Below are 25,086 nucleotides of genomic sequence, written 5' to 3' on the forward strand. Positions count from 1 at the left end.
AGCTGCAATTGACCTTTCCTTGCGCGACACCGCACCTCAGCCGCCTGCGCCCTCGCCCTCCGTCAGCTCTGCCGGAATGATGCGGATGGGCACGTCAGCGATATTTGCCGCCCGGGCGATGCGCCATTCGAACCGGCCCATCTTGCCATCGGTGTCGATCAGCACGACCACCGGCTCCTTACCGGTGATCTCTGCCGCAAACAGCGCCTGCTGAAGGCTGTCGAGGCTGCTGCGCTTGTCCAGACCGAACTCGATGACCCGGTTTCCGTTCTCGCAATCGGTGCGGATCGAGGCCGCGCCGCCGGGATAGGTGAAATCATGCACCTGTTCCGGCTGGCCGCCGAACAGGGCACTGCAGAGGAGCGCGATGTAGTAGGCTTCGTTCACTGGCGGGGGTCAGCTTTCCGCCTTGCCGCTGCAAACCGGGCAATCCGCCCGCCGGGACAGGCGGATTTTGCGGGTTTCACCGTAAAGCCCGTCATAGATCAGCATCTCGCCCTGCAGTACCGCTCCGGCGCCGGTGATCTGCTTGACCGCCTCCACCGCCATCATCGAACCGACCACGCCGGGCAGCGGGCCGACCACCCCGGCCTCGGAACAGCTGGGCGCAAGACCGGCCGCGGGCGCCTCCGGGAAGATGCACTGGTAACAGGGGCCGTCGTTGGCAGGGTGGAATACGCTCAGCTGCCCCTCCCACTGCGACAGCGCGCCGGAGATCAGCGGCTTGCCCAGCGCCACCGCGGTGCGGTTGGCCAGATAACGGGTTTCAAAATTGTCGGTGCCGTCGAGGATCAGATCATATTCAGCAAACAGCTCCGCCGCGATCTCTTCGGTCAGGCGGCGGTTGTAGGGGTGCACATCGACATAGGGATTCTGCGCCTGCATCGCGGCCTGGGCCGAGAACACCTTGGGCTTGCCGATGTCTTCGTCCCGGTGGATCACCTGGCGCTGCAGGTTGGCATTATCGACCAAATCGTCGTCGATCACCCCGATAGTGCCGACGCCGGCCGCCGCGAGGTATTGCAGCGCAGGCGCGCCCAGCCCGCCGGCTCCGATCACCAGCACCTTGGCCTTCTTCAGCTTCTTCTGCCCCGGCCCGCCCAGTTCCCGCAGGACAATATGGCGGGCATAGCGGTCAAGCTCGCTTTCGGTGAAGGTGCTGGCGGGCTGGTTCATCTCTAGGTCCTGAGGGTGGGCGCGGTTTTTCAAAGCCGTCACGATACGCGCATAGAACCCGGCCACAAGGGCAAAGCTGCCGAGCATCAGCCAGGGTGCTGCCGAGCCGCCGGTGCCTTCGCGCAGCGGGTGCCCGTCCGGCAGCGTCAGCTGCACGGCCAGCACGGCGACGAACAGCACCGTCAGCAGCGTGATACGCAGATTGCGGGGCAGCCCGAGGAAGCGCCCGCCCCACCAGATCAGCGCGGCCAGGATGAGAATGCGCAGCATCAGGCCTGCCCGGTGGAGCCGAAACCGCCGTCGCCCCGCTCAGTTCCGGAAAGCGCATCTGCAACTTCAAACCGCGCCTGCAGAACAGGCGCCACCACCATCTGGGCGATGCGTTCTCCGTGGTGAACCTCAAAGGGCTTCTGGCCCGCATTCATCAGGATCACCCCCAGCGGACCGCGGTAATCGCTGTCGATCGTGCCCGGTGTGTTGGGCAGGGTGATGCCATGCTTCAGCGCCAGCCCCGAACGCGGGCGGATCTGCACCTCATAGCCCGCAGGGATCTCAATCCGCAGACCCGTCGGCACCAGCTTACGCTCCCCTGGCTGCAGCACCAGGCAGCCCCGGTCCGGCAGGTTGGCGCGCACATCGGCACCGGCGGCACCAGCCGTTTCATAAGTCGGCAGCGGCACGTCCCGGTCCGCACCCTCATCGTGGATCACACGGATAGTCACCATCCCCGCTCCCCCTTCATCTTTCCAAAAATACTCAAGTTCACCCGGCCAGCGCCGCCGCAATCCGTTCCGCCAGCTTGCGGGCGACTTCGTCCTTGCCCATCCGCGGCCACTCCTCGGAGCCTTCGTCAGAGATCAGGATCACCGCGTTTTCACTGCCGCCCATGATACCGGTCGCGGGAGAAACATCATTGGCCACGATCCAGTCACAGCCCTTGCGCTTGCGTTTGGCGGTTGCGTTCTCGATCACGTCGTTGGTTTCCGCCGCAAAGCCGACCACCAGCCCGGGGCGGCCTTGCTTCATCTGCGAGACGGTTTTCAGAATGTCGGGGTTTTCAGCGAATTCCAGCACCGGCAGACCATCCTTGGATTTCTTCAGCTTCCGGTCAGAGGCGCTGGCCACCCGCCAGTCCGCCACCGCGGCGGCAAAGACACCAGCGTCGGCGGGCAGTGCCTGCTGCACGGCTGCTTCCATCTCGCGGGCGCTTTCCACCGGCACCACCTGCACGCCTTCAGGCGGACGCACCTCTGCGGGGCCCGTGACAAACACGACCTCAGCCCCCAAGTCTCGCAGAGCACGGGCCACCGCTGCCCCCTGCGCCCCGGAGGAGCGGTTGGCGATATAGCGCACCGGGTCAATCGGCTCATGCGTGGGGCCGGAGGTGACCAGAATGCGCTTTCCCTTCAGGGCCCCGTCCGCGAGTTTGGCGGCGATAGCCGCTAGAATCTCATCCGGTTCCGCCATCCGGCCCGGTCCGAATTCACCGCAGGCCATGCTGCCCTCGTTGGGACCGACGAAGGACACGCCGTCCGCTTTCAGGGTTTCAAGATTGCGCTGCGTCGCCGGATGCTCCCACATGCGGACATTCATTGCCGGCGCCAGCAGCACAGGCGTGTCGGTTGCCAGCAGCAGCGTCGAGGCAAGGTCGTTTGCAAAGCCTTGCGCCATTTTCGCCATCAGATCGGCGGTGGCCGGCGCCACAACAAGAAGGTCGGCACTGCGCGACAGCTGGATATGGCCCATCTCCGCCTCCGCTGTCAGGTCGAACAGCTCCTGATGCACCGCCGTCCCAGCCAAGGCCGAAACCGACAGCGGCGTCACAAACTCGGCCCCCGCCTTGGTCAGCACCGGTGTCACCCGGGCGCCCTGGTCCTGCAGGCGGCGGATCAGCTCCAACGACTTATAGGCCGCAATGCCGCCGCCGATGATCAATAGAATATGTTTGCCTGCCAGCATCTGCGCATCCTCGCCCGGTTTCCCGCGACCTTACTGCGGCGCGGCAAAAGTGTGAAGCAGTCAGCCATCCTTGTGGAATGCAAGGCAGGGATCAGGCCGCTCGACCGAAGGAGCATCCAGCACCAGATCAAATTGCCCGCTGATCTGCCCGTCCTCGGACTGGCCCAAGCTTCGGATTGCTGCCTCAGGCCGGGCATTTGCCAGATAGATCGTCAGTCCCCGGTCCATACGGGCATGGCCGTTGCCGGTGATGACAGCAACCGGGCCGCCGGTTTCCGCCAAGGCCTTATCTGCAGCTGCCGCCAGCGCAGCATCGCGAAGGCGCTGGAAGTCCACGAGAACCGGCAGCATTTCCTCTGGCATGGCATTGCAGTGATTGGCCTGCTGATCTGCTTCCCTTGCCGCCTGCTCCGTTTCCGGCAACGGCTGATCCAGACCGAAAAGCGCGGCCGCCCCAGCTCCGAAGTAGGCAACTGCACCTTCACTCATGATCTTGGTCGCATCACTTCGCGGCACCAGTGCGCCGTACTGGCGTGCGCCCTTGGCCGCCGCAAAGACCGGGGCATACAGGCCGAACTCCGGCCAGCCGCTTACCGCCCAGTTCAGCGCTTCGGCCGTCTGCTCTGCATCACCAAGAATACTGGCTTCCAGCCCTTCCGCTTGCTCTGCCGTGATCATCTCCCAGACCACGGCCCTGGGCTTCAGCGCCAGAAGGAGATGCGCCTGCCGCTGATGGTGCACAGGATTGTCATGCACCTCGCCCAGGATCACTACATCCGCCCCCCGCAGCACTTCAACTGCGCCGGCAAGCTCTTCTGCACGGACGCCGGACACGCAAAGCGCCGCCAGGGCGGCGGCGCTTGCAATCATTTTCAGGCCATTCAATCGCTTTCTCATGAAAGCAGTTTGTGCACCTCGCGCGATTGGCCTTCAAGGCATTTGCGCATCTTCTGGAAGGCGCCTGCCTCCAGCTGGCGCACCCGCTCCTTGGACAGGCCAAGTTCCAGGCCCAGGCTTTCCAGCGTGCGCGGGCGTTCGCGCAACTTGCGCTCGGTGATGATGAACCGCTCGCGGTCGTTCAGCGCCTGCAGCGCCCCCACCAGCCACTTACGCAGCTGACGCCGGTCATGGCGTTCCTGCACCAGTTCCTCAGCCTGCGACGCTTCATCCTCCAGCGCATCAATCCATTCGCGGCCCTCTTCATCGGCGGACTGGATGGCATTGAGCGAGAAGTCGGCACCGGACAGGCGCCCCTCCATCATTTCAACGTCGCGCAGCGGCACACCGATTTCAGTGGCGATCTTCTGATGCAGCTGGTGACGGTCCAGCTTCACACCCGACACCCGCGCTTCACGCTCGAACTGCGCCTGCACCCGGCGCATATTGAAGAACAGCGATTTTTGCGACGAGGTGGAGCCGGTGCGGACCATCGACCAGTTGCGCATCACGTAATCCTGGATCGACGCCTTGATCCACCAGACCGCATAGGTCGAGAACCGAACCCCCCGGTCCGGGTCGAATTTGTCCGCTGCCTTCATGAGCCCCAGGCCTGCCTCCTGGATCAGATCGTTCATCGGCGCCCCATACCGCTTGAACTTGGCCGCCATGGAAATGGCCAGGCGCATATATGCGTTTATAAGCCGGTGCAGCGACTGCACGTCGCGGTCGTCCCGCCAGGCATAGGCCAGGCGCCGCTCAGTCTCTGCATCCAGAAGTTCCGCCTTCATTGCCTGTCTCGGCAATGGGTTTTCGGCTGTTTGATCAAGTGCCATTGTGATTTCCCCCCGGAAACTAATTAACAAACTGCCGCCTGCAGGCGTGCTTACAACAATTGGAGGCCCGGCATTCATAGGCCGACAGCAACAGCGCAGCGGATAAGACTCACGGCTCATCCAAAGGCCAAAATGGAAAAGTTAAATTGTATCTTGGCCCCTGCGCAGCCTATCCCGGCCTTAATAAGTGGAACCCCGGGACGCTGCGGTCTCTTGTCTTCACCGGGCCCTGCAGTTACCCACAGGAACGGCTTCGGACTCATAGGTTAGCAAAAAATGCCGTTAAATGTAACTTTTATTCTGGGGGGCGCCGCCTCGGGTAAGTCGGCATTTGCCGAGCAGCTATGCTCAACTACCGGAAAAGACAAAGTTTACTGGGCAACCGCACAAATTTTCGACGCCGAAATGCGCGAAAAAGTGTCTCGTCACCTCGAACAAAGAGGGTCTGGCTGGCTGACTTTTGAAGAACCGGAAACGGCCGCGCAGGTCCTTGACCCTCTCAACGCCGGTCAAATCTGCCTGATGGATTGCGCCACGATGTGGCTGACCAATCATCTGCTGGCAGATCACGATCTGGAGGCCGCCGCAGAAGAATTGCTGTCTGCCATGGATCGCTGCCAGGCCGACCTCGTTATTGTCTCCAATGAAACCGGGCTGGGCATTGTCCCGGAAAACAAACTGGCCCGCCGTTTTCGCGAGGCCCAAGGACGTCTGAATATCGCGCTGGCCGCACGCGCGGACACCGTGGTTCAGGTGACCGCGGGGCTGCCGCTGGTTCTGAAGGGCACGCTGTGATCACCCGCCTGTTCCTGGTGCGGCATGGGCCAACCCATGCGAAGTGCATGGTCGGCTGGTCCGATCTGCCTGCGGATTTGTCGGATACCGCAGCCCTTTCCCGCTTGTCGGATTATCTGCCCGCCAAGGCGCTGGTGGTGTCCTCGGACCTGTCCCGGGCGGTGGAAACCGCCAGTGCAATCCAGGGCAGCCGGGATCGCCTGCCCCACGCCGAGGCGTTGCGCGAAATCCATTTCGGCGCCTGGGAACTGCGCAGCTGGGCCGAAGTCGACGCCGAGGACCCCGAGCGCATCCGCGCTTATTGGGAAACTCCGGGAGACGTGACCCCGCCTGACGGTGAAAGCTGGCATCAGGTCTGCAATCGGGTCAACGCTGCGATCGACGGGCTGGTCGATGCGCACCGGGGCCGCGATCTGATCGTGGTCGGCCATTTCGGACAGATCCTGACCCAGATCCAGCGGGCGGAAATGCTGACAGCGGAAGAGGCCTTTTCTCACCGGATCGACAACCTGTCGGTCAGCGAAGTCTCCCTCGGGCCGGATGGCTGGAAGGCTGGAAAGATCAATCACCTGCCGTGACGTGTGCCATCACAAACATTCCATTTTGAAATGCGCGGCCCCGCGCTAGCGTCCTGCCATGGCTTATGAAATCTATATTGGCGACCGCATGTTTTCCAGCTGGTCATTGCGCGGCTGGCTCATGCTCGAAAAATTCTCCCTGCCCCACACCGTGCATATGGTGGGGCTGTATTCCGGAACCATGGCGCAGGACATGGCGCATCTGGCCCCGGCGCGGCTGGTGCCCGCGTTGCGCACGCCGGAGGGGTTGGTGGTGGGCGAAAGCCTGGCCATTGCCGAAACCCTGGCCGAACGCCACCCGGATGCCGGCCTGTGGCCGTCCGATCCGTCGCAGCGCGCAACGGCGCGCTGGCTGGCAGCGGAAATGGTTGGCGGCTTCTCGGCCTTGCGCGGTGAATGCCCGATGCAGCTGGCGCACATCTACGAAGGCTTCGAGGTGTCGCGCGGCGTAAACGCCGACTTGGAGCGGATCGAGACGCTGTTTGCCCACGCCCGCAAGGTGTCTGGCCACAGCATCGGTTACCTGTTCGGGGATTATTCTCTGGCTGATGTGTTTTATACACCGGTTGCCGCCCGGATCGTAGGATATGGCCTGCCGGTTTCCGCAGAAACCCGCGCCTATTGCAAGCTCCTGCTCTCCGATCCGGCGGTCCTGCATTGGCAGACCCTGGCCCATGAGGTCAGCTATGACCCGCAACCCTACACGATGGAACTGCCGAAGCGGCCCTGGTCGCTGGACTGAAACTGAAGTCTCCGCGAAATCTGCGTGAATTCGCGGCACATCGCCACTCCCGTTAACCAATTGGAAACCACGATTTCCAAGCATCTCTCCCTGACCTTTCAAATGGCGGGGAGAGATGACAGCACGGTCCTACACGGTTGCTTTTCAAGGCGTCGAAGCCCGCCAGGTCGAGGTTCAATGCGCCGTGGCGCCCGGGCTGCCTGCCTTCTCAGTCGTCGGCCTGCCTGACAAGGCGGTTCAGGAAGCGCGCGAGCGGGTACGCGCCGCCTTTGCGGCGATGTCCATCGCCCTGCCCTCGCGCAGGATCACCATCAATCTGTCACCCGCCGGCCTGCCCAAGGAGGGCAGCCATTTCGACTTGCCGATTGCGCTGGCTCTGCTGGCCGCCATCGGCATCGTTCCGGCAGAAAAGGCTGAGGAAACCATTGCCCTAGGCGAACTGTCACTCGACGGTCAGCTGATGCCGGTGGCCGGCGCCCTGCCCGCTGCAGTCACGGCTGCTGAGGAAGGCAGGATGCTGCTTTGCCCGAAGCCCTCTGGGCCGGAGGCCGCCTGGGTCGACGCGGCGCAGGTGATCGGCGCCGCCACGCTGACAGAGGTGGTACAGCATTTCACCGGCCAGCGGCGCATCGAACCTGCCACACCGGGTGAGGCCGTTCTCGGCCTAGGCAGCAAGGACCTGCGCGATGTGAAGGGACAGGAAATCGCAAAACGGGCGCTGGAAATCGCCGCCGCCGGGCGCCATCATATGCTGATGGTCGGCCCGCCAGGATCGGGCAAGTCGATGCTGGCGGCGCGGCTGCCCTCAATCCTGCCGCCGCTTACTCCGGCAGAAGCGCTGGAAACCTCGATGATACATTCCCTCTGCGGGCTGATCGACGAGGGCGGCATCAGCCGCGCCCGCCCCTTCCGCGAGCCGCACCACACAGCGTCCATGGCTGCAATTGCTGGCGGCGGGCGGCGGGCGCAGCCGGGCGAGATCAGCCTGGCCCACAATGGCGTGCTGTTCCTAGATGAACTGCCTGAGTTCGGCCGCCCGGTGCTGGAAACCCTGCGCCAGCCTCTGGAAACCGGAGAGGTGATGGTGGCGCGCGCCAATGCGCATGTGAAATACCCCAGCCGCTTCATGCTCGTGGCCGCTGCCAACCCCTGCAAATGCGGCTATCTGGCGGATGCCAACCGCGCCTGTTCCCAGGCGCCCATATGCGGAGCGAATTATCTGGGCCGGATATCCGGCCCGCTGCTGGACCGCTTCGACCTGCATTTGGACGTGCCGCCAGTGGATGTGGCCGACTTGGAGCTGCCGCCCAGCGCCGAAGGCTCTGCCGAGGTTGCCCAACGCGTGGCAATTGCCCGGGAGATGCAGACTGCCCGTTTCCAGGGCCATCCCGGCCTGCGCCAGAACGCCGATGCCGAAGGCGCGCTTTTGGAGGAAATCGCTGCCCCTGACGCCGAAAGCCGCGACCTGCTGGTCCGCGCAGCTGAACGCTTCGGCCTCAGCGCGCGCGGCTATCACCGGGTGCTGCGGGTCGCCCGCACCATTGCGGACCTGGCCTGCGAGGAAAAGGTGCAGCGTAAGCATTTCGCCGAGGCGCTGAGCTTCCGGCTGCCGGGTTGACCCGGAGCCGGAGCACACGTCAGACCTTCGCTTCGATCGCCTGCCAGACCTTCTCTGCGATATTCACGCCGTCAAACCGCTCCAGTTCCTGAATGCCGGTGGGCGAAGTCACGTTGATCTCGGTCAGGTAGTCGCCAATCACGTCGATACCGACAAAAATCTGGCCCTTCTCGCGCAGCAGCGGGCCAATGGCGGCGCAGATTTCCCGGTCGCGCTCGCTCAGCCCGATCTTTTCAGGCCGGCCGCCCACATGCATGTTCGACCGGGTCTCACCCGCCGCGGGCACCCGGTTGATGGCCCCCACCGGCTCACCGTCAACCAGGATCACCCGCTTGTCGCCGTTGCTGACGTCGGGCAAGAATTTCTGCACGATCAGCGGCTCGCGGCTGAAGCCGGTGAACAGCTCATGCAACGAGGTAAGGTTGCGGTCGTTTGTGTCCAGCCGGAACACGCCGGCGCCGCCATTGCCGTACAGCGGCTTCAGGATCACATCGCCGTGCTTTTCCTTGAACGCCTTGATGGTCTGCAGGTCGCGGGCGATGGTGGTCGGCGGGGTCAGCTCAGGGAAGTTCAGGACCAGCAATTTTTCCGGGTAGTTTCGTACCCAGAAAGGATCATTCACCACCAGCGCCTGCCCTTTCAGCATGTCCAGCAGGTGGGTCGAGGTGATGTAGTGCATGTCAAACGGCGGGTCCTGGCGCAGCCAGACCACGTCGAAATCCGCCAGATCAACCTCGCGTTCCTCGCCCAGAACCGCAGGTGTGCCAGCCACCCGCTGCACAGTCATGTCGTGGCCGCGGGCAGTGATGCGGCCTTCCTGGTAGGCCAACTGATCCGGGCCATAGAAAAACAGCTCATGGCCGCGCGCCTGGGCTTCTTCGGCCAGGCGGAAGCTGCTGTCGGCGTTGATATCCACGCCCATGACCGGGTCCATCTGGAAGGCGATTTTCATGGCAGTATCCCTCGTAAGCTGACCGAATACATGGCCCACAGAACGCCGGGGTTCAATGGGGCTGCTGCGGATCAGTCAAGGCCGATAGCGTTTTCGATGATCTCTACCGCGCCGGTGCCATCGACCAGCGCCGCGTCAAACCGGACCGGCGTCAGCTGGCCTCGCGGCTCATTGTCCAGGTACTGCCCTGCACTGGCATAGATCCGCTCTGCCTGCCGAGGCGTGATCCGCAGCGCCGCGCCGGCGCTGGTGGCGCTGTGTTTCACCTCGACAAAAACCAGTTCTTCGGGGCCGCGCAGGATGAGGTCAATCTCGCCGCCCGGACCCCGCCAGCGCCGTTCAGCCACGGTATAGCCGCGGTTCTCATAGTGGCGCGCGACAATCTCCTCCGCCGCTTCACCGGCCAGATGGGCGCGGGCCCCGCGGTGCTGGCGGATCCGGCTCATGGCTCACGCACCCTTCGCCATTTGCAGCGCCAGCTGATAGACCTTGCGCCGGGGCAGACCGTGCATCTCGGCAACGATCCCCGCGGCATCCTTGACCGAGTTGCCCTGCAATGCGGCCTGCAGATCGCTCTCCAGATCGCCGTCGCTAACCTCTGTCTCCTGCGCGCGGTCGACCAGCAGCACGATCTCGCCCCTGACCGGGTTTTCCTCCAGCCCGGCAGCCAGTTCCGTCAGCGGCGCGCGGCGCACCTCCTCAAACTTCTTGGTCAGCTCACGGCACAGCGCGGCAGGACGATTGCCCAGCACTGCCGCCATATCGGCAACAGAGGCCGCAACCCGTTTCGGGGATTCATAGAAAATCAGCGTGCCGGGGATTTCGCGCAGCTCGTCCAGACGTTTGCGCCGCGCACCAGAGGCATTCGGCAGGAAACCTGCAAAGAAAAACGCATCCGTCGGCAGCCCTGCCAGTGTCAGCGCCGTCGCTGCCGCCGAGGCGCCGGGAGCGCAGGTCACTGCATGGCCCGCCTCTGCCGCCGCGCGGCTGAGGTCAAACCCGGGGTCGGCGATCAGCGGCATCCCTGCCTCAGACGCATAGGCAACCGACTTCCCCTCGCCTATCGCCTCCAGTAGTTTGGCCCGCGCGCCGGTGCCGCTGTGGTCGTGGTAAGCAACGATCCGCCGTCCGCCCAGCGGCACCCCGTGAATCTCCATCAGCTTGCGCAGCGAGCGTGTATCCTCAGCCGCAAGCACATCGGCCGATGCCAGCACATCCAGCGTGCGCAGGGTAATGTCGCGGGCGGTGCCGATCGGCGTGGCAACAAAGTAAAGCCCGGGGGACAATATGACATTCTGGTGATTCAACGCTGGACCCGCCTTTTTGGTCGTTTATGATCCGCCCTTAAACCCACACGGCGCTGCAGCGCCGGGAGAACGGAGTTTCAAGCCATTATGTTTGCTGTTTTCAAACGCGCCCGCAAGGCGGCACTGACAGCCGCCGCGGCCATTTCCGCCATCGCCTTGACCGCCTGTGACCCGATTGCCGTCGGCACCGGCCCGACCATCAACACCTCCAAGCCGGTTCCGGTGGCTCTGCTAGTGCCGCGAGGCTCTGCTCAGCAAGGTGACGCCGTGCTGGCAAAGAGCCTGGAAAACGCAGCCCGCATGGCCATCGCCGATCTGGACGGGGTGCAGATCGACCTGCGGGTCTATGACACCGCAGGCAGCCCCGAAGTGGCCTCTGGCGCCGCGCAGCAGGCACTGAAGGACGGGGCCCGCGTGATCCTTGGCCCGGTTTATGCCGAGGCGGCCAATGCCGCCGGTATCGCGGCGCGTCAGCGCGGTGTGAACGTGCTGGCGTTTTCGAACAACCCGGCGATTGCAGGCGGCAATGTCTTCATCCTGGGGCCGACCTTTGACAACACGGCCCGCCGGCTGACCAGCTTTGCCGCCCGCAACGGCAAGCGCAACATTCTGGTTGTTGGCGGCAATGACGCTGCAGGCAGCGCCGGGCGCAGCGCAATCCAGCGCGCCGCCGGACAGAGCGGCGTGAACATCGCCGGCAGCGTCGGTTACGAGCTGTCGCAGCAGGGTGTTATCAACGCCATTCCCAGCATCCGGTCTCAGGCAAGTGGCGCAGATGCGGTTTTCCTGACCTCGACCACCGCAGGCGCGCTGCCGTTGCTGGCGCAGCTGCTGCCCGAGGCCGGAGTTGACCCGGCGGATAAACAGTACATCGGCCTGACCCGCTGGGATATTCCACCCCAGACCCTGGCACTGCCTGGCGTTCAGGGCGGCTGGTTTGCTCTGCCTGATCAGGGCAAAGTTCAGCAGTTCAGCGCCCGCTACCAGGCCAGCTATGGCGCTGCGCCGCATTCCATCGGCAGCCTGGCCTATGACGGCATTGCCGCTATTGGCGCGCTGGTTGCGGCCGGCAAGTCCGACGCGCTGACCGCAGGCGCCCTGACCCAGGGCGCTGGCTTCCAGGGGGCTGGCGGCATCTTCCGCCTGCGGCCCGACGGCACCAATGAGCGCGGGCTGGCCGTTGCCACCATCCAGGAACAGAAAGTCATGATCATTGACCCAGCACCCAGCAGCTTCGGCGGCGCAGGCTTCTGAGCCTGCCGCCCTGGCGCACCCCTCGGTTAACGGCCATCCTGAACCGCTGGGCCCGCTGATCTGCGGCCCGGCGGAGATTTTTGACGCTGCCGGCACCCGCTCGCAGATCAAAGCGCTGGCAGACGACACAGCACCAGCAGCCCTGCGCGCGGAAACCGTGAAGATCCTCAAGGCGGCCAACAAGGCCGGGCGCGCGGCCATTGCTGAGGCCTTTGCCAAAAAGCCCTTTGCGGCACGGGATCTGACACGCTCCTACACGTTCCTGACCGACGGGCTGGTGACCACAGCTCTGTACGTGGCCAGCGAACTGCTGCACCCTCTGGCAACCCCGACCCGGGGCGAAAGGATCGCGGTTATGGCGGTTGGCGGCTACGGGCGCGGCGAAATGGCACCGGCCTCGGACGTCGATCTGCTGTTCCTGACTCCCTACAAGATCACCGCCTGGGCTGAGAGCGTAATCGAATCCATGCTCTACATCCTGTGGGACCTGCGGCTGAAGGTCGGCCATTCCAGCCGCACCATCAAGGATTGCATCCGGCTAGGCGGCGAGGATTACACCATCCGCACCGCAATGCTGGAGCACCGGTTTCTGGCAGGCCACGCCCCCTTGGCCCAAGAGCTGGACAAGCGCTTGAAAAAGGAACTGTTTTCCCAGGACGCCCCGGAGTTTGTCGAGGCCAAGCTGGCTGAACGCGACGCCCGACACCTGAAGCAGGGCCAGCGCTACATGGTTGAGCCCAACGTGAAGGAGGGCAAGGGCGGCCTGCGCGACCTGCAGTCGCTGTTTTGGATCGCCAAGTATCTCTACCAGGTGAAGGACGCCAGGGAGTTGGTGCCGCTTGGATTGTTCCACGCCGAGGAGATGGAGCTGTTCACCAAGGCCGCCAATTTTCTTTGGGCGGTCCGGTCGCATCTGCATCTGGCAACCGGGCGTGCAACCGAACAGCTAACCTTTGACCTGCAGGTCGAGGTCGCCAGCCGCATGGGATACGAGGACAAGGCAGGCCGCCGCGGCGTCGAAGTCTTCATGCAGGAGTATTTCCGCCACGCCACCCGCGTCGGCGACCTCACCCGCATTTTCCTGACCAAGCTGGAGGCCAGCCAGCAGAAAAACGCGCCGCTCTTGGAGCGGATCTTCCGCCGCCGCCCGCGGATCAAGCCCGGCTACAAGGTGGTGCACAACCGGCTGGACGTGATCGACCCAAAGGCATTCCTGCAAGACCGGCTGAACCTCTTGCGGCTGTTCGAGGAAGCGCTGCGCACCGGCATGCTGATCCACCCGGACGCGATGCGGCTGGTGACAGCCAACCTGCACCTGATCGACGACGACATGCGCAACGACAAGGAGGCCCGGAAGCTCTTTCTGGACTTGCTGCTGAAACACGGCAACTCCGAACGCGCACTCAGGCGGATGAACGAGCTGGGGGTGCTGTCGGCCTTCCTGCCGGAGTTCGAGCCCATCGTCGCGATGATGCAGTTCAATATGTATCACTCTTACACGGTGGATGAGCACACCATTCAGGTGATCGCCAATTTTGCAGCAATTGAGCGCGGCGAACTGGAAGATGAGCTGCCGCTCTCCTCCGAAATTCTGCGCAAGGGTCTCAACCGCAAGGTGCTGATGGTGGCAATGCTGCTGCACGACATCGGCAAGGGCCGCGAGCAGGACCATTCAATCCTGGGTGCCCAGATCGCCCGCAAAGTCGCGCCGCGGCTTGGGCTGAAGCCCTCCGAATGCGAAACCGTGGAATGGCTGGTGCGCTATCACCTCCTGATGTCCGACATGGCGCAGAAGCGAGACATCGCCGACCCGCGCACGGTGCGCGATTTCGCCAAGGCGGTGCAGACAGTGAAACGGCTGGACCTGCTGCTTCTGCTGACCGTCTGTGATATCCGCGGCGTCGGCCCGGACACCTGGAACAACTGGAAAGCTGCGCTGCTGCGGGCGCTCTACGGCCAGACCCGCGCCGCGCTTGAGGGCGGCATGGAGGCCTTGAACCGCGAACACCGCGGTGTCTCCGCCAAGAAGGCCCTGCGCGAGGCATTGCCGGACTGGTCCAAGGCCGACCTCAAAACCGAGACCGCCCGCCACTATCCGCCCTATTGGCACGGTCTGCATGTGACCGCACATGTGGATTTCGCCGAAATGCTGCGCAACTTCACCGCCAAAGGCGATGCAGGAGAGGTCATGATCCGGCTCTATCCGGATGAGGACCGCGACGCCACCCGCGCCTGTTTCGTGATGGAGGATCACCCCGGCATCTTTGCCCGCATCGCCGGCGCCCTGGCCCTTGTCGGGGCCAATGTGGTTGATGCCCGCTCCTACACCACCAAGGACGGCTATGTGACCGATGCCTTCTGGATTCAGGACAGCGAGGGCCACCCCTTTGATCCGATCCGCCTGCACCGGCTGAAACAGATGATCGAAAAGACCCTGAAGGGCGAGGTGATCACCCGCGACGCGCTGAAATCCCGCGACAAAATCAAGAAACGCGAAAAAGCCTTCAAGGTGCCGACCCATATCACCTTCGATAACGAAGGATCGGAAATCTACACGATTATCGAAGTCGACACCCGCGACCGGCCGGGGCTTCTCTATGACCTGGCCAGGACATTGGCCTCTGCCAACGTCTACATTGCCAATGCGGTGATCGCGACCTATGGCGAGCAGGTTGTGGATGCCTTCTATGTCAAGGACATGTTCGGCTTGAAATACTACGCGGAATCCAAGCAGCGGACGCTGGAAAAGAAACTGCGCGCGGCAATTGCCGAGGGCGCAAAACGGGCGGATACATGAAACCGATCAAATTGCTGTCAGGCTTCCTGACAGTTGGCTTCTGGACCCTGGCCAGCCGCTTGCTGGGATTTGCCCGAGAAATCCTGATTGCCGCCTTCATCGGTCCGGGGCCGGTGCTGGACGCCTTCATCGTGGCCTTCCGACTGCCCAACCTGTTCCGCCGCTTCTTTGCCGAAGGTGCCTTCAACGCAGCCTTTGTTCCGGCTTTTTCCAAACGCTACGAGGCGGGAGAAGACCCTGCGGGCTTTGCTCAGCAAGCCTTTAACCTGCTGGCGGCAGCGGTGCTGGGCCTTGTCGGCCTGGGTATGGTGTTCATGCCGGGATTGGTCTGGCTGACAGCAGGCGGCTTTGTTGGTGACGCTCGGTTCGATATGGCCGTGGGATACGGCTACATCGTCTTCCCCTACATCCTGTTCATGTCGCTGGCGGCGCTGTTTTCCGGCGTTCTGAACGCCACCGGGCGGTTTGCAGCGGCCGCTGCTGCGCCGGTGCTGCTCAACATTTTCACCTGCGCCGCAATGACAGCCGGCGCCGTCCTGGGCGGTGACGTTGTCGTTTGGCTGGTCTGGACCATCCCGGTTGCAGGTGTGGCGCAGCTGGTCCTGGTCTGGGCCGCGGCTGAAAGGGCGGGCATCTCCCTGCGGCCCGGCCTGCCGCGCTGGAATACCGAGATGCGCGATCTGATGCGGGTGGCGCTGCCAGCGGCGCTTGCCATGGGGGTCACACAAATCAACCTGGTGGTCGGCCAGTATGTGGCCTCGGACATCGAAAAGGCCGCCAGTTGGCTGTTCATCGCTGACCGCCTGTACCAGCTGCCCTTGGGGGTCGTGGGCATCGCCGTCGGTATCGTACTGCTGCCCGCCCTGTCGCGCCGCCTGCGCGCCGGCGACAGCGCAGGATCCCAGGACGCCCTTTCCCGCGCGGGCGAGTTTTCGCTGCTGCTGGCCGTCCCTTCTGCCGTCGCGTTTATCACCGTGCCCGTGCCTCTGGTCTCAGTCCTCTATGAACGCGGCGCCACCGGCCCCGAAGACGTTGCCGCGATTGCTGTTGCCGTCGCCGTCTATGGCGCGGGCCTGCCGGCCTTCATGCTGCAAAAGGTGCTGCAGCCGCTATACTTTGCGCGCGAAGACACCAGAACCCCGTTCCGCTATGCGCTGGTGGCCATGGTGGTGAACGCAGGATTGGCCTTTGGCCTGAAACCCATTCTGGGCTGGATTGCCCCTGCGATTGCCGCCTCTGCCGCCGGCTGGGCGATGGTGGCGCTTCTGGCGCTCGGTGCCCGCAGCATGGGCGAGGAAGCCCGGTTCGACACCCGCTTCCGCCGCCGCGCTTGGCGTATCCTCGCAGCCTCGGCAGTGATGGGTGCGGTGCTCTACGCGGTGGCGCACACCGCGGGCTGGCTGTTCACACTGGACTACTGGCGGTACCTGTCCCTGCTGGGGCTGGTGCTGCTGGGCGGCGCGGTCTACTTCGCCGCGGGCCAGGCCTTCGGTGCTTTCCGCCTGTCGGAGTTCCGCACCGCCCTAAGCCGCCGGAACCGGGCATGAGCCGCCTGTCCTGCCCTGCTGGCACCGTGCTGTTCCGCCCCGGGCAGGACTGCCCCGGCTTTGTCCGGCTCACCGCCGGCCGCATTAAGGTCACCCTGACCGCCGCCAACGGCCGCGAAGTCGTGCTGTACCGCGTCAGCCCGGGCGACGTCTGCCTGCAGACCTTTGCCTGCCTCACCGACGGCCGCAGCTACGCCGCCGAAGGCGTGGCAGAGACCGCGCTGGAGGGCGAGATCCTCCCGCATGCCGCCTTTCGCCAGGCGATGTCAGAGGACGGGGCGTTCCGCAGCGAAGTGCTGACAGCCGTTGCCCGCCGCTTTGCCGATTACGAGCAACTGGTCGAGGACGTCGCGCTCACCGGATTTGACACACGGCTTGCACGCGCGCTGCTGCGTCTGGCGCAGACCGGCGACGATATCCGCATCACCCATGACGCTCTGGCGGCCGAAACCGCCTCCGGCCGTGCCTTTGTCACCCGCCGGCTGCGCGAGTTTGCCCGCCTCGGCCTGGTGGAAACACAGCGCGGCCACCTGCGGATCCTGGACCGCACCGGGCTGGAGCAGGTGGCTCAGGATGAAACTTGGGCTTTGGTGACACTGTCACCGACAGCCAGTGCCGCCGCGGTCTAAAATAGGCTCAGAAATTCCAACCTGAGTTCGAAAGGACCACGCAATGCCCCGTAACGAAGGCACCCTCGACCGCGCCCTGCGCATCCTTCTTGGCCTGATCCTGCTGTCGCTGGTGTTCATCGGCCCGCAAACCCTGTGGGGCCTCATCGGCCTGGTGCCGCTGGCGACCGGTCTCATGGGCTATTGCCCGCTTTATCAGGTTCTCGGCCTCAGCACCTGCCCGCTCAAAAAACAGGGCTGACCCTCCCGGCCAGTCCCGTGTCAAGGGCGGCATAGCCGCCGCGCGGCAGCGCGGCCCGGCCCAACGGCTGGCGATGCCCCGCCAGGGGCGTCACCAGCGGGCGGGAACAATCCGGCTTCAATCGTGGCGGATGCGGTTCCTGATCCGCGCCCAGCCGCCCGGCGCCAGGAAGAACGACAGGCCGAAACCGGTGGCAAAACCTGCCAGATCCGCCACCCAGTCCTTCTGGCCGCCAAACAGCAGACCGAACAGCAGCTGCGCCCCCATCAGAAAGGCGATCAGCGTGAACGCCCGGCTCTGCTGTGCCCCAATCAAGGCCAGCGAGCGCCACAGCAGGAACGTGAACGCCCCGATCAGCCCGTAAACCGCGGGAAACCCGCCCACCAGCGGCGCAGGTGAGCTGACCAGAAGCGCATAGCCCAGCGCCCCACCGGCGCCGGACAGCAGGAAGATGATGACCATCGCCAGATCACCCATCACTTCGCCCACCATCTTGCCCATCGCCAGCACAAAGACGCAGACGAACAGCGCGTGGGTAAAGGCGCCGTGGACAAAGATATAGGACAGGAACCGCATCAGATGCTCCGGCACCCAACGCCCGCTTTCCTGCATCCACCAAAAAATATCGCCGGAAAACGCATAGGATTGAATCGCCTCCAACCGCCAGCCGATTGCCTCAGGCCCGCCCAGGATGCCGCGCGCGCCTAGCGAGAACACCGCCTCGATGCCGATGATGATCAGCACCAGCGCCACCACGGCAGCGGGCAGCGGGTTGACGGGGGCGTTATGGGGCTCACTGCTCATCCGGACTCCTTTGCAGCACGGAATCCCCCGCGCCTGTTGACCTATCCTGGCCCCATGGGTAAGCGACGATGGTGCATAATTCCAGACGGGAGTTTCCGCGATGAGCGAAACCAGCTTCACCCCGCGCGTGTTTTCGGGGATCCAGCCTTCGGGCAACCTGCACTTGGGGAATTACCTCGGTGCACTGAAGCGCTTCGTCGACTGGCAGGCCAAGGACGTTGAGACCATCTACTGCATGGTTGACCTGCATGCGATCACCGTCTGGCAGGACCCCGCGGACCTCAAGAAATCCACCCGCGAGCTCTGCGCAGGCTTCATCGCCGCCGGCATCGACCCCGAAGATTCTATCCTGATCAACCAGTCCCAGGTGCCCGAGCACGCGCAGCTGGCCTGGGTGTTCAACTGCGTCGCCCGCATGGGCTGGATGCAGCGGATGACCCAGTGGAAAGACAAGGCGGGCAAGAACCAGCAGAATGCCTCGCTGGGCCTGTTTGCCTACCCGGCCCTGATGGCGGCCGACATTCTGGTCTATCACGCCACCCATGTGCCGGTCGGCGAGGACCAGAAGCAGCACCTGGAGCTGACCCGCGACATCGCGATCAAGTTCAACCATGACTACGGTGTCAACTTCTTCCCGGAAACCGAGCCGGTGATCGAAGGCGCAGCCACCCGGGTGATGTCCCTGCGCGACGGCTCCAAGAAAATGTCGAAGTCCGATCCTTCGGACGCCAGCCGCATCAACCTGACCGATGACGCCGACGCCATCGCCAAGAAGATCCGCAAGGCCAAGACCGACCCCGAGGCGCTGCCCTCCGAAGTGAAGGGCCTGGAGGAGCGCCCGGAAGCGCGCAACCTCGTGAACATCTACGCCGCCCTGAACGAGCAGACCGTCGAGCAGGTGCTGGCTGATGTGGGCGGCCGCCAGTTCTCCGAATTCAAACCGATGCTGGCGGATCTGGCGGTTTCCAAGCTGGCGCCGATCTCCACCGAGATGGCGCGGCTGATGCAGCAGCAGGACGAGATCGACAAGATCCTGGCCCGCGGCGCCGAACGCGCCCGCGCGATCACCGCACCGATCCTGCGCCAGACCTATGACATCATCGGCATGGTTCCGCCGCCGGCGGTCTGACGCCCACCACGGCATCCGCCAGCGGAAAACAGCCTGATCCAAGCCGCCCCAGCCCGGGGCGGCTTTTCTTTTTGCCCTGCGATGCGCAACTAACCCGGTGTTTATCCGTTGTCCTTGTGCGGCCATGTGCCGGAACAAGAAAGGAACCGAAATGAAACCGGGAATTTTCAAATCATCCACGGCGCTGGCAGTGATGATCTCGCTGGCGGCCCCGCTGCCCGCCCTGTCGCAGAACCAGGGCGGCAAGCAGATTGACCTCAGCCAGATGTCCGCCGCAGAAATCGGCGAACTGGTGGATCGCTGCCGCAAGCGTGCGGAACGGAGGCAGAAGAAACTGGAGGCCGGCCAGGACGTCGAGGAAAAGACCGGCAAGATCGCCAAGTTCTGCCAGGCATATGGCGAAGGCGCATTTGACCCCGCCCTGCCCGCAGACTTCCAGTCCGCCAGTGTTTTGGCAGGCATCGGCGCTGCGGAGGCAGAGGTAACGGCAACCGCGGATCAGGCCGTCGAAGCGCAGGCAGAGGCCGCAGCAGCAGCCCAAACCGAAACCGTCAGCGAAGATCAGTCCCAGGCAGAAGCTGCGGCGGAAGCCACAGGACAGCAGGACGCGCAGGCACAGCCTGCAGAGGCCGAGGCGCAAGTAGAGGCCGAAGCTCAGGCTGAAGCCGAAGCGCAGGCTCTGGCAGAGGCCTTGGCGCAAAAAGAAGCTGAAGCGCAGGCTGCAGCTGAGCAACAAGCGCAAGCCGAGGCCGAAGTTCAAGCCGCAGCTGAGCAGGCTCAGGCGGAAGCAGCTGCGCAGGCTGCGGCAGAAGAACAGGCCGCAGCTGAAGAACAAGCTGCAACAGAGCAGGCTCAAGCAGAAGCGGCGGCACAGGCTGCAGCCGAGGAACAAGCTCAGGCAGAGGCTGAGGTGCAAACCGACCCTCAGGCTGATGGCAGCGGCGAGGCATCCGCCGGCGCCAGCGCCGAGGAAATCGCAGCGGACCTCGCCCAGACACAAAACGGTCCGACTGAAGAGACAGACAATCCCGAACTGGTGGAACAGGACAGCCAGGCCCAGGCTGATGCTTTGGCCGAAGAAACCGGTGAGCCTGCAGCCGCCGCGGCGGCCGCGGACGGCGCTGTTGCCGAAGGCGAGGCGGAAGTGACCGAAGAAGTGGTCACCGAAGAAACCGCGCGCAGCTCTGACGAGGAGTTCGAAACCGGGGTCAACGAAAACGCCCAGGCAGAAGCTCAGGCACCTGTCCCGCCGGCCGATGCCGCCACTGAGGATGACAGCGGCCTCTCCACCCGCGAGCGCAACGCCCTGCTCGGCCTTGGCGCGCTGGCGATCGGCACGCTACTGAACAATGGCGGCAAGGTGATCTCGAACTCCGGCGACCGCGCCATCGTCGAGCAGGACGGCCAGTACCGCGTCCTGAAAGACGACGACGCGCTGCTGCGCCAGCCGGGCTCCAACGTCACCACCTACCGGTTCCAGGACGGCTCCACCCGCACCGTGGTGGTGCGCGAGAACGGGGTCGAGGTGGAAACGATCCGCTCCGCCGAAGGCCGGGTGCTGCGCCGCACCAAGCTGCTGCCGGACGGCCGCAGTGTGGTGCTGTTCGACGACACCCAGAAGGCTGAGCGCGTGGTGGTTAATGAGCTGCCGCAGGCGCAGGACAACCGCCGCGCCTTCTCCAGCACCGGCACGATCTCGGCTGAGGATCTGGCCGCAGCACTGGCTGCACAGGACGCCAAGACCGTTGACCGCCGCTTCTCGCTGGCGCAGATCCGCAATATTGACGCGGTGCGCCGACTGACCCCGGTGATCAACGTGGATTCGGTGAATTTCGACACCGGCTCCTCGGTGATCCGCCCGCAAGAGGCAGAAGAACTGGCAACCCTCGGCAACGCGCTGCGCGAGCTGATTGACCGCAACCCGGGCGAGGTGTTCCTGATCGAGGGCCATACCGATGCCGTGGGCGCCGCGACCTACAATCTGGCCCTGTCGGACCGGCGCGCGGAAACCGTGGCCCTGGCGCTGACGGAGTATTTCGGCGTGGCACCGGAAAACATGGTTGTGCAGGGCTATGGCGAAAGCGACCTGGCGGTCAGCACCCTGGCAGCCGAACGCGCCAACCGCCGCGTCGCGGTGCGCCGCATCACCCGGCTGCTGGGCAACCCGGGCTGACAGGCCTGAAGCTGACCGGATCTGAGAAGAAACAGCACCCGGCGGGACATTCCGCCGGGTGTTTCACTGTTACTCTGCCGGTGTCCTCTTGCGCGACAGCAGCCCGTATTTCAGCGCAAAACCCTTCCAGCTGAACCGGCGCCGGCCGCTGGCCGCCTTCGGCTTCCCGGCCGTGCGGTCGAACTCATACATGTCGATGGCCCGTTCGGCGCAGCCGCAGGCCTCGCCCAGTCCCACCTTCTTGTAATAGAAATTCTCGAAGTTCTCAGGTTTCTGCATGGCACCCTCCGGTATCCGGACAGGCTAGCGCAGAAACACGGAAACGCAAAACCGCGCCGCAGTCAGAGCCCCTTGACCCCGCTCAGCGTCAGGTCCGCCACCAGCCCGGCGTAATCCTCGCGCGCCTTTGGTCCGGCACCGGAATTCCACATGTAATACCAGTTCAGCATGCCAAAAACAGACATGGTGGCGCCACGCAGCTTGGCGGCGTCACCGTTGAAAATCTCCGGCGCCACATCCTTCAGCGCATCGCTCATGAACTGAACCATCTCACGCTGGTAGCCGCGCAGATGCTTCTGCTGCTCCTCCGGCAGCGCCCCCATTGCGCCCAGCTGCACCTGATGTTCATGGTCGGCCCCCTGATAGGCCAGCATGATTTCCGACACGATGCGGCGCAGGCGGTCTTCGGCGCCAAGACCCTCCAGATCCACTTGGCAGACCCTGTCGCGCAGCTCGCAAAGGTAGGTATCAAGGAGGCCGTAGAGCACGGCATCCTTGCTGTCGTAATAGTGGTAGATGTTTGCCTTGGAGATCCCGCATTCGCGCGCCAGCTGGGTCATCGACGCACGGTCGTAGCCGGACTCGGCAAACACCTTGGCTGCCGACTTCAGGATCTGCGCGCGTTTCTCATCGTGGTCTTTTGCGATCGTGCGGGCCAAGGCTCACTCTCCCGGTTCAGGACTGGCTGCGGTTGTCGACGACGCGTTTGGCCTTGCCCTGGCTGCGCTCGACGGACCCCGGGTCGCCTACAATGATCTCGGTCGAAACGCCAACCATATCCTTGATCCGCTTGGTCAGCATCCGCGCTGCCGCGGTCTTGCTCAGCTCGTCGGTTGCGTCCGGGTTGGCCTCCACAAACACCCGCATCGCGTCCATGCGGCCGGATTTGTAGAGCTCGATCTGATAGTAAGGTGCGAGGCCCCCGGTCGCCAGCAGCTGCTCCTCAACCTGGCTGGGGAACACGTTGACACCGCGCAGGATGATCATGTCGTCGCTGCGCCCGGTGATCTTCTCCATCCGCCGCATCGACCGCGCGGTGCCCGGCAGCAGGCGGGTGAGGTCGCGGGTGCGGTAGCGCACCATCGGCAGGCCTTCCTTGGTCAGCGTGGTGAACACCAGCTCGCCCAGTTCACCATCCGGCAGCACCTCGCCGGTCTGGGGGTCGATGATTTCCGGCAGGAAATGATCCTCCCAGATCACCGGGCCGTCCTTGGTCTCAACGCATTCATTGGCCACACCCGGCCCCATGATCTCAGACAGGCCGTAGATATCGACCGCGTGCATGTCAAAGGCCTCCTCGACCTCCTTGCGCATTGCGTCGGTCCAGGGTTCAGCACCAAAGATGCCCACCTTCAGCGAGCACTCGCGCGGGTCCATGCCAACCTTATGGTATTGCTCCAGGATGTTGAGCATGTAGGAGGGCGTCACCATGATCCCATCGGGTTTGAAATCGGTGATCAGGCCAACCTGCTTCTCGGTCTGCCCGCCCGACATCGGAACGACAGTCGCCCCCAGCCGTTCGATCCCGTAGTGCGCGCCGAGGCCGCCGGTGAACAGACCATAGCCATAGGCGTTATGCACCATGTCGCCCTTGCGCAGGCCAGATGCCCGCAGGGACCGCGCCACCAGATCCGCCCAGTTCGAAATGTCATTGGCGGTATAGCCTACCACCGTCGGCTTGCCGGTGGTGCCGGAGGACGCATGCAGGCGGATGATTTCACTGCGCGGCACGGCAAACAGGCCGAACGGGTAATTGTCCCGCAGGTCGTTCTTGTAGGTGAAAGGGAACTTGGCCAGGTCGGACAGCTCCTGCAGGTCGTCCGGATGCACGCCTGCCTCGTCAAACCGCTGCTTGTACATCGTCACGTTGTCATAGGCGTGGCGCAGCGACCACTTCAGCCGCTCCAGCTGCAGGCTGCGGATTTCGTCGATCGAGGCGATCTCGATCGGGTCCAATTCACCCTTCTTGGGGCTCAGGTCTTCCATGGCGTCCTCCACACCTTATTCGTCAAACAACTGGCCTTTGACCGCCCGGGAGAAGCCCCGGAACTCGGCGATCTGCTGGCCGTCCTGGTTGGTCACTGTCACGTCGTAAATGCCGCTGCGCCCGGTCAGGGAAATCTCGCGCGCCGTGGCAATCAGCTTGTCGCCCAGCCGTCCCGGAGCGGTGAAGCTGATCACGTTGTGCTGCGCCACGGTCGATTGGTTGCGGCTGTTGCAGGCAAAGGCAAAGGCGCTGTCAGCCAGCATGAACGTCACACCGCCGTGGCAGATGCCGTGGCCGTTGCAGTGGTGCTGGGCGATGGTCAGCTCCAGCGTGGCCTCGCCCTCATCCACATGGGTGATCTCCATCCCCGCCCATTTGGACGCCTGGTCCTCGGCCCACATGGCGGCGGCGGATTTCTCGGCGCGTTCCTTGGGGGTCATGGTCACTTGCCCTCGAAAACAGGCGCGCGCTTTTCCAGGAAGCTGGCCACGCCCTCGGCGTAATCCGCGCTTTCGCCGCAGGTCTTCATCGCGTCCGCCTCGATCTCCAGCTGGTCGGACAGCGTGTTGACCGCCGCGGCCTGGATGCACTTTTTGGTCAGCCCCAGACCCAGAGTCGGGCCATTGGCGAATTTCCCCGCCATGGCGCGGGCCTCTGCCATCAGTTCGCCGTCCGGCAGCGCTTTCCAGATCAGGCCCCAGTCCTCTGCCTTCTTCGCAGGCAGCGGTTCGGCAGTCAGCGCCAAGCCTTTGGCGCGGGCCTCGCCCAGCAGCCGCGGCAGATGCCAGCTGCCGCCGGTATCCGGGATCAGGCCAACCTTGGAAAACGACTGGATGAACTTGGCGCTGTCGGCTGCCAGCACCATGTCGCAGGCCAGCGCCAGATTGGCGCCTGCCCCGGCGGCCACGCCGTTCACCGCGCAGATCACCGGGAAGTTCAATTCACGGATCAGCCGCACCAGCGGCGCATAGAATTTCCGCACGGTCTGGCTCAGGTCCGGCGGCCCGTCCATCTTGCGCGGGTCGCGGTCGCCCAGATCCTGGCCCGCGCAAAACCCGCGCCCTGCACCGGTCAGCAGCACCGCGCGGGCGCCGCCGTCGCGCGCGGCCTCCAGCGCGGCGCGCAAGGCGTTGTGCATCTCCTCATTGAAACTGTTCAGCCGGTCCGGGCGGTTCAGGGTGATCTCCACCCAGGTGCCGTGGTCCTCAACCAGAATCGTATCGCTCATCGCTCCCTCACCCTCGTCAGCGGCGCATCTGACAAATTTCTTGCATAAACCGACCGGACGGTCAATATATCTCAGCATCGGATTCCAGCCAGCCGGCTCCGCGCCGGCCTGATGAAAAG

The 25,086-nt window shown here is 64.0% G+C and carries 26 protein-coding genes; 11 read left to right on the top strand and 15 right to left on the bottom strand.

What is annotated here, in order from left to right; all coding sequences use genetic code 11:
* Positions 1–36: 36 nt before the first annotated feature.
* Genes RA26_RS05000 through RA26_RS05025 form a run of 6 tightly spaced genes read right to left on the bottom strand, consistent with a single transcriptional unit; the run spans position 37 to position 4,907 of the window.
* On the bottom strand, positions 37–387 hold the full coding sequence (locus RA26_RS05000) for a hypothetical protein (protein ID WP_039180775.1): 351 nt from the start codon (positions 385–387) through the stop codon (positions 37–39).
* A 9-nt stretch (positions 388–396) separates the two neighbouring features.
* Complete coding sequence (locus RA26_RS05005; protein WP_039180777.1) at positions 397–1,446, bottom strand: HesA/MoeB/ThiF family protein; 1,050 nt, start codon at positions 1,444–1,446, stop codon at positions 397–399.
* The gene (gene dut, locus RA26_RS05010) at positions 1,446–1,901 is read right to left on the bottom strand and encodes a dUTP diphosphatase (RefSeq protein WP_039180780.1); all 456 of its coding nucleotides are present in this window, start codon (positions 1,899–1,901) and stop codon (positions 1,446–1,448) included. Before dut ends, RA26_RS05005 begins: the two co-directional genes overlap by 1 nt.
* Before the next feature lie 37 nt (positions 1,902–1,938).
* Positions 1,939–3,135 carry a bifunctional phosphopantothenoylcysteine decarboxylase/phosphopantothenate--cysteine ligase CoaBC gene (gene coaBC, locus RA26_RS05015; protein ID WP_039180783.1) on the bottom strand — a complete coding sequence of 399 codons (1,197 nt, stop codon included), beginning with the start codon at positions 3,133–3,135 and terminating at the stop codon, positions 1,939–1,941.
* Positions 3,136–3,195: 60 nt separating this feature from the next.
* A complete protein-coding gene (locus tag RA26_RS05020; RefSeq protein WP_082015768.1) occupies positions 3,196–4,005 on the bottom strand; it encodes a ChaN family lipoprotein in 810 nt (269 codons plus the stop codon).
* 23 nt (positions 4,006–4,028) lie between these two features.
* A complete protein-coding gene (locus RA26_RS05025) occupies positions 4,029–4,907 on the bottom strand; it encodes an RNA polymerase factor sigma-32 (protein WP_039180789.1) in 879 nt (292 codons plus the stop codon).
* Positions 4,908–5,183: 276 nt separating this feature from the next.
* Between RA26_RS05025 and cobU the strand changes: the two genes are divergently transcribed.
* The 4 genes from cobU to RA26_RS05045 all read left to right on the top strand — a co-directional run bounded on the left by cobU (position 5,184) and on the right by RA26_RS05045 (position 8,640).
* A complete protein-coding gene (cobU, locus tag RA26_RS05030) occupies positions 5,184–5,702 on the top strand; it encodes a bifunctional adenosylcobinamide kinase/adenosylcobinamide-phosphate guanylyltransferase (protein ID WP_039180796.1) in 519 nt (172 codons plus the stop codon).
* The gene (locus RA26_RS05035) at positions 5,699–6,280 is read left to right on the top strand and encodes a histidine phosphatase family protein (protein ID WP_039180798.1); all 582 of its coding nucleotides are present in this window, start codon (positions 5,699–5,701) and stop codon (positions 6,278–6,280) included. The genes cobU and RA26_RS05035 overlap by 4 nt, the downstream gene beginning before the upstream one ends.
* Before the next feature lie 58 nt (positions 6,281–6,338).
* The gene (locus tag RA26_RS05040) at positions 6,339–7,022 is read left to right on the top strand and encodes a glutathione S-transferase (protein WP_039180801.1); all 684 of its coding nucleotides are present in this window, start codon (positions 6,339–6,341) and stop codon (positions 7,020–7,022) included.
* Positions 7,023–7,137: 115 nt separating this feature from the next.
* Positions 7,138–8,640, top strand: a complete 1,503-nt coding sequence (locus RA26_RS05045; protein ID WP_039180804.1) for a YifB family Mg chelatase-like AAA ATPase — start codon at positions 7,138–7,140, stop codon at positions 8,638–8,640.
* A gap of 19 nt (positions 8,641–8,659) precedes the next feature.
* On the opposite strand, the gene gshB is transcribed toward RA26_RS05045, so the two are convergent.
* The 3 genes from gshB to rsmI all read right to left on the bottom strand — a co-directional run bounded on the left by gshB (position 8,660) and on the right by rsmI (position 10,899).
* Positions 8,660–9,592, bottom strand: a complete 933-nt coding sequence (gene gshB, locus RA26_RS05050) for a glutathione synthase (RefSeq protein WP_039180807.1) — start codon at positions 9,590–9,592, stop codon at positions 8,660–8,662.
* A 71-nt stretch (positions 9,593–9,663) separates the two neighbouring features.
* Positions 9,664–10,038: a YraN family protein gene (locus tag RA26_RS05055; RefSeq protein WP_039180810.1), complete on the bottom strand. Its 375-nt coding sequence runs from the start codon at positions 10,036–10,038 to the stop codon at positions 9,664–9,666.
* 3 nt (positions 10,039–10,041) lie between these two features.
* Positions 10,042–10,899: a 16S rRNA (cytidine(1402)-2'-O)-methyltransferase gene (gene rsmI / locus RA26_RS05060; RefSeq protein ID WP_039180813.1), complete on the bottom strand. Its 858-nt coding sequence runs from the start codon at positions 10,897–10,899 to the stop codon at positions 10,042–10,044.
* A gap of 87 nt (positions 10,900–10,986) precedes the next feature.
* Between rsmI and RA26_RS05065 the strand changes: the two genes are divergently transcribed.
* From RA26_RS05065 to RA26_RS05085, 5 genes are read left to right on the top strand one after another with little or no spacing between them, the layout of a single operon-like run.
* The gene (locus RA26_RS05065) at positions 10,987–12,153 is read left to right on the top strand and encodes a penicillin-binding protein activator (RefSeq protein WP_039180815.1); all 1,167 of its coding nucleotides are present in this window, start codon (positions 10,987–10,989) and stop codon (positions 12,151–12,153) included.
* Positions 12,113–14,950: a [protein-PII] uridylyltransferase gene (locus RA26_RS05070; RefSeq protein WP_039180818.1), complete on the top strand. Its 2,838-nt coding sequence runs from the start codon at positions 12,113–12,115 to the stop codon at positions 14,948–14,950. Before RA26_RS05065 ends, RA26_RS05070 begins: the two co-directional genes overlap by 41 nt.
* Entirely contained in the window at positions 14,947–16,497 is a 1,551-nt protein-coding gene (gene murJ, locus RA26_RS05075; protein WP_039180821.1) for a murein biosynthesis integral membrane protein MurJ, read from the top strand. Before RA26_RS05070 ends, murJ begins: the two co-directional genes overlap by 4 nt.
* Positions 16,494–17,126 (top strand): Crp/Fnr family transcriptional regulator, encoded by a 633-nt coding sequence (locus RA26_RS05080; protein WP_052272314.1) that lies wholly within the window; start codon positions 16,494–16,496, stop codon positions 17,124–17,126. Before murJ ends, RA26_RS05080 begins: the two co-directional genes overlap by 4 nt.
* A gap of 43 nt (positions 17,127–17,169) precedes the next feature.
* A complete protein-coding gene (locus tag RA26_RS05085) occupies positions 17,170–17,367 on the top strand; it encodes a YgaP family membrane protein (protein WP_039180824.1) in 198 nt (65 codons plus the stop codon).
* 117 nt (positions 17,368–17,484) lie between these two features.
* On the opposite strand, the gene RA26_RS05090 is transcribed toward RA26_RS05085, so the two are convergent.
* Positions 17,485–18,171, bottom strand: coding sequence for a rhomboid family intramembrane serine protease (locus tag RA26_RS05090; protein ID WP_039180827.1), 687 nt, complete (start codon positions 18,169–18,171; stop codon positions 17,485–17,487).
* A gap of 100 nt (positions 18,172–18,271) precedes the next feature.
* On the opposite strand from RA26_RS05090, the gene trpS reads away from it, so the two are divergent.
* Positions 18,272–19,300, top strand: a complete 1,029-nt coding sequence (gene trpS, locus RA26_RS05095; protein ID WP_039171707.1) for a tryptophan--tRNA ligase — start codon at positions 18,272–18,274, stop codon at positions 19,298–19,300.
* Positions 19,301–19,451: 151 nt separating this feature from the next.
* On the top strand, positions 19,452–21,473 hold the full coding sequence (locus RA26_RS05100; protein WP_039180830.1) for an OmpA family protein: 2,022 nt from the start codon (positions 19,452–19,454) through the stop codon (positions 21,471–21,473).
* Between the two features lie 69 nt (positions 21,474–21,542).
* On the opposite strand, the gene RA26_RS05105 is transcribed toward RA26_RS05100, so the two are convergent.
* From RA26_RS05105 to paaG, 5 genes are all read right to left on the bottom strand, one after another.
* A complete protein-coding gene (locus RA26_RS05105; protein ID WP_039180833.1) occupies positions 21,543–21,752 on the bottom strand; it encodes a hypothetical protein in 210 nt (69 codons plus the stop codon).
* A gap of 62 nt (positions 21,753–21,814) precedes the next feature.
* The gene (locus RA26_RS05110) at positions 21,815–22,411 is read right to left on the bottom strand and encodes a TetR/AcrR family transcriptional regulator (protein ID WP_039180836.1); all 597 of its coding nucleotides are present in this window, start codon (positions 22,409–22,411) and stop codon (positions 21,815–21,817) included.
* 16 nt (positions 22,412–22,427) lie between these two features.
* Positions 22,428–23,738: a phenylacetate--CoA ligase PaaK gene (paaK, locus tag RA26_RS05115; RefSeq protein WP_039180840.1), complete on the bottom strand. Its 1,311-nt coding sequence runs from the start codon at positions 23,736–23,738 to the stop codon at positions 22,428–22,430.
* A 15-nt stretch (positions 23,739–23,753) separates the two neighbouring features.
* The gene (gene paaI, locus RA26_RS05120) at positions 23,754–24,179 is read right to left on the bottom strand and encodes a hydroxyphenylacetyl-CoA thioesterase PaaI (protein ID WP_039180842.1); all 426 of its coding nucleotides are present in this window, start codon (positions 24,177–24,179) and stop codon (positions 23,754–23,756) included.
* A gap of 2 nt (positions 24,180–24,181) precedes the next feature.
* On the bottom strand, positions 24,182–24,967 hold the full coding sequence (paaG, locus tag RA26_RS05125; protein WP_039180846.1) for a 2-(1,2-epoxy-1,2-dihydrophenyl)acetyl-CoA isomerase PaaG: 786 nt from the start codon (positions 24,965–24,967) through the stop codon (positions 24,182–24,184).
* Positions 24,968–25,086: the final 119 nt, after the last annotated feature.

The sequence above is a fragment of the Leisingera sp. ANG-M7 genome (genome assembly GCF_000813965.1).
Taxonomy (GTDB): Bacteria; Pseudomonadota; Alphaproteobacteria; order Rhodobacterales; family Rhodobacteraceae; genus Leisingera.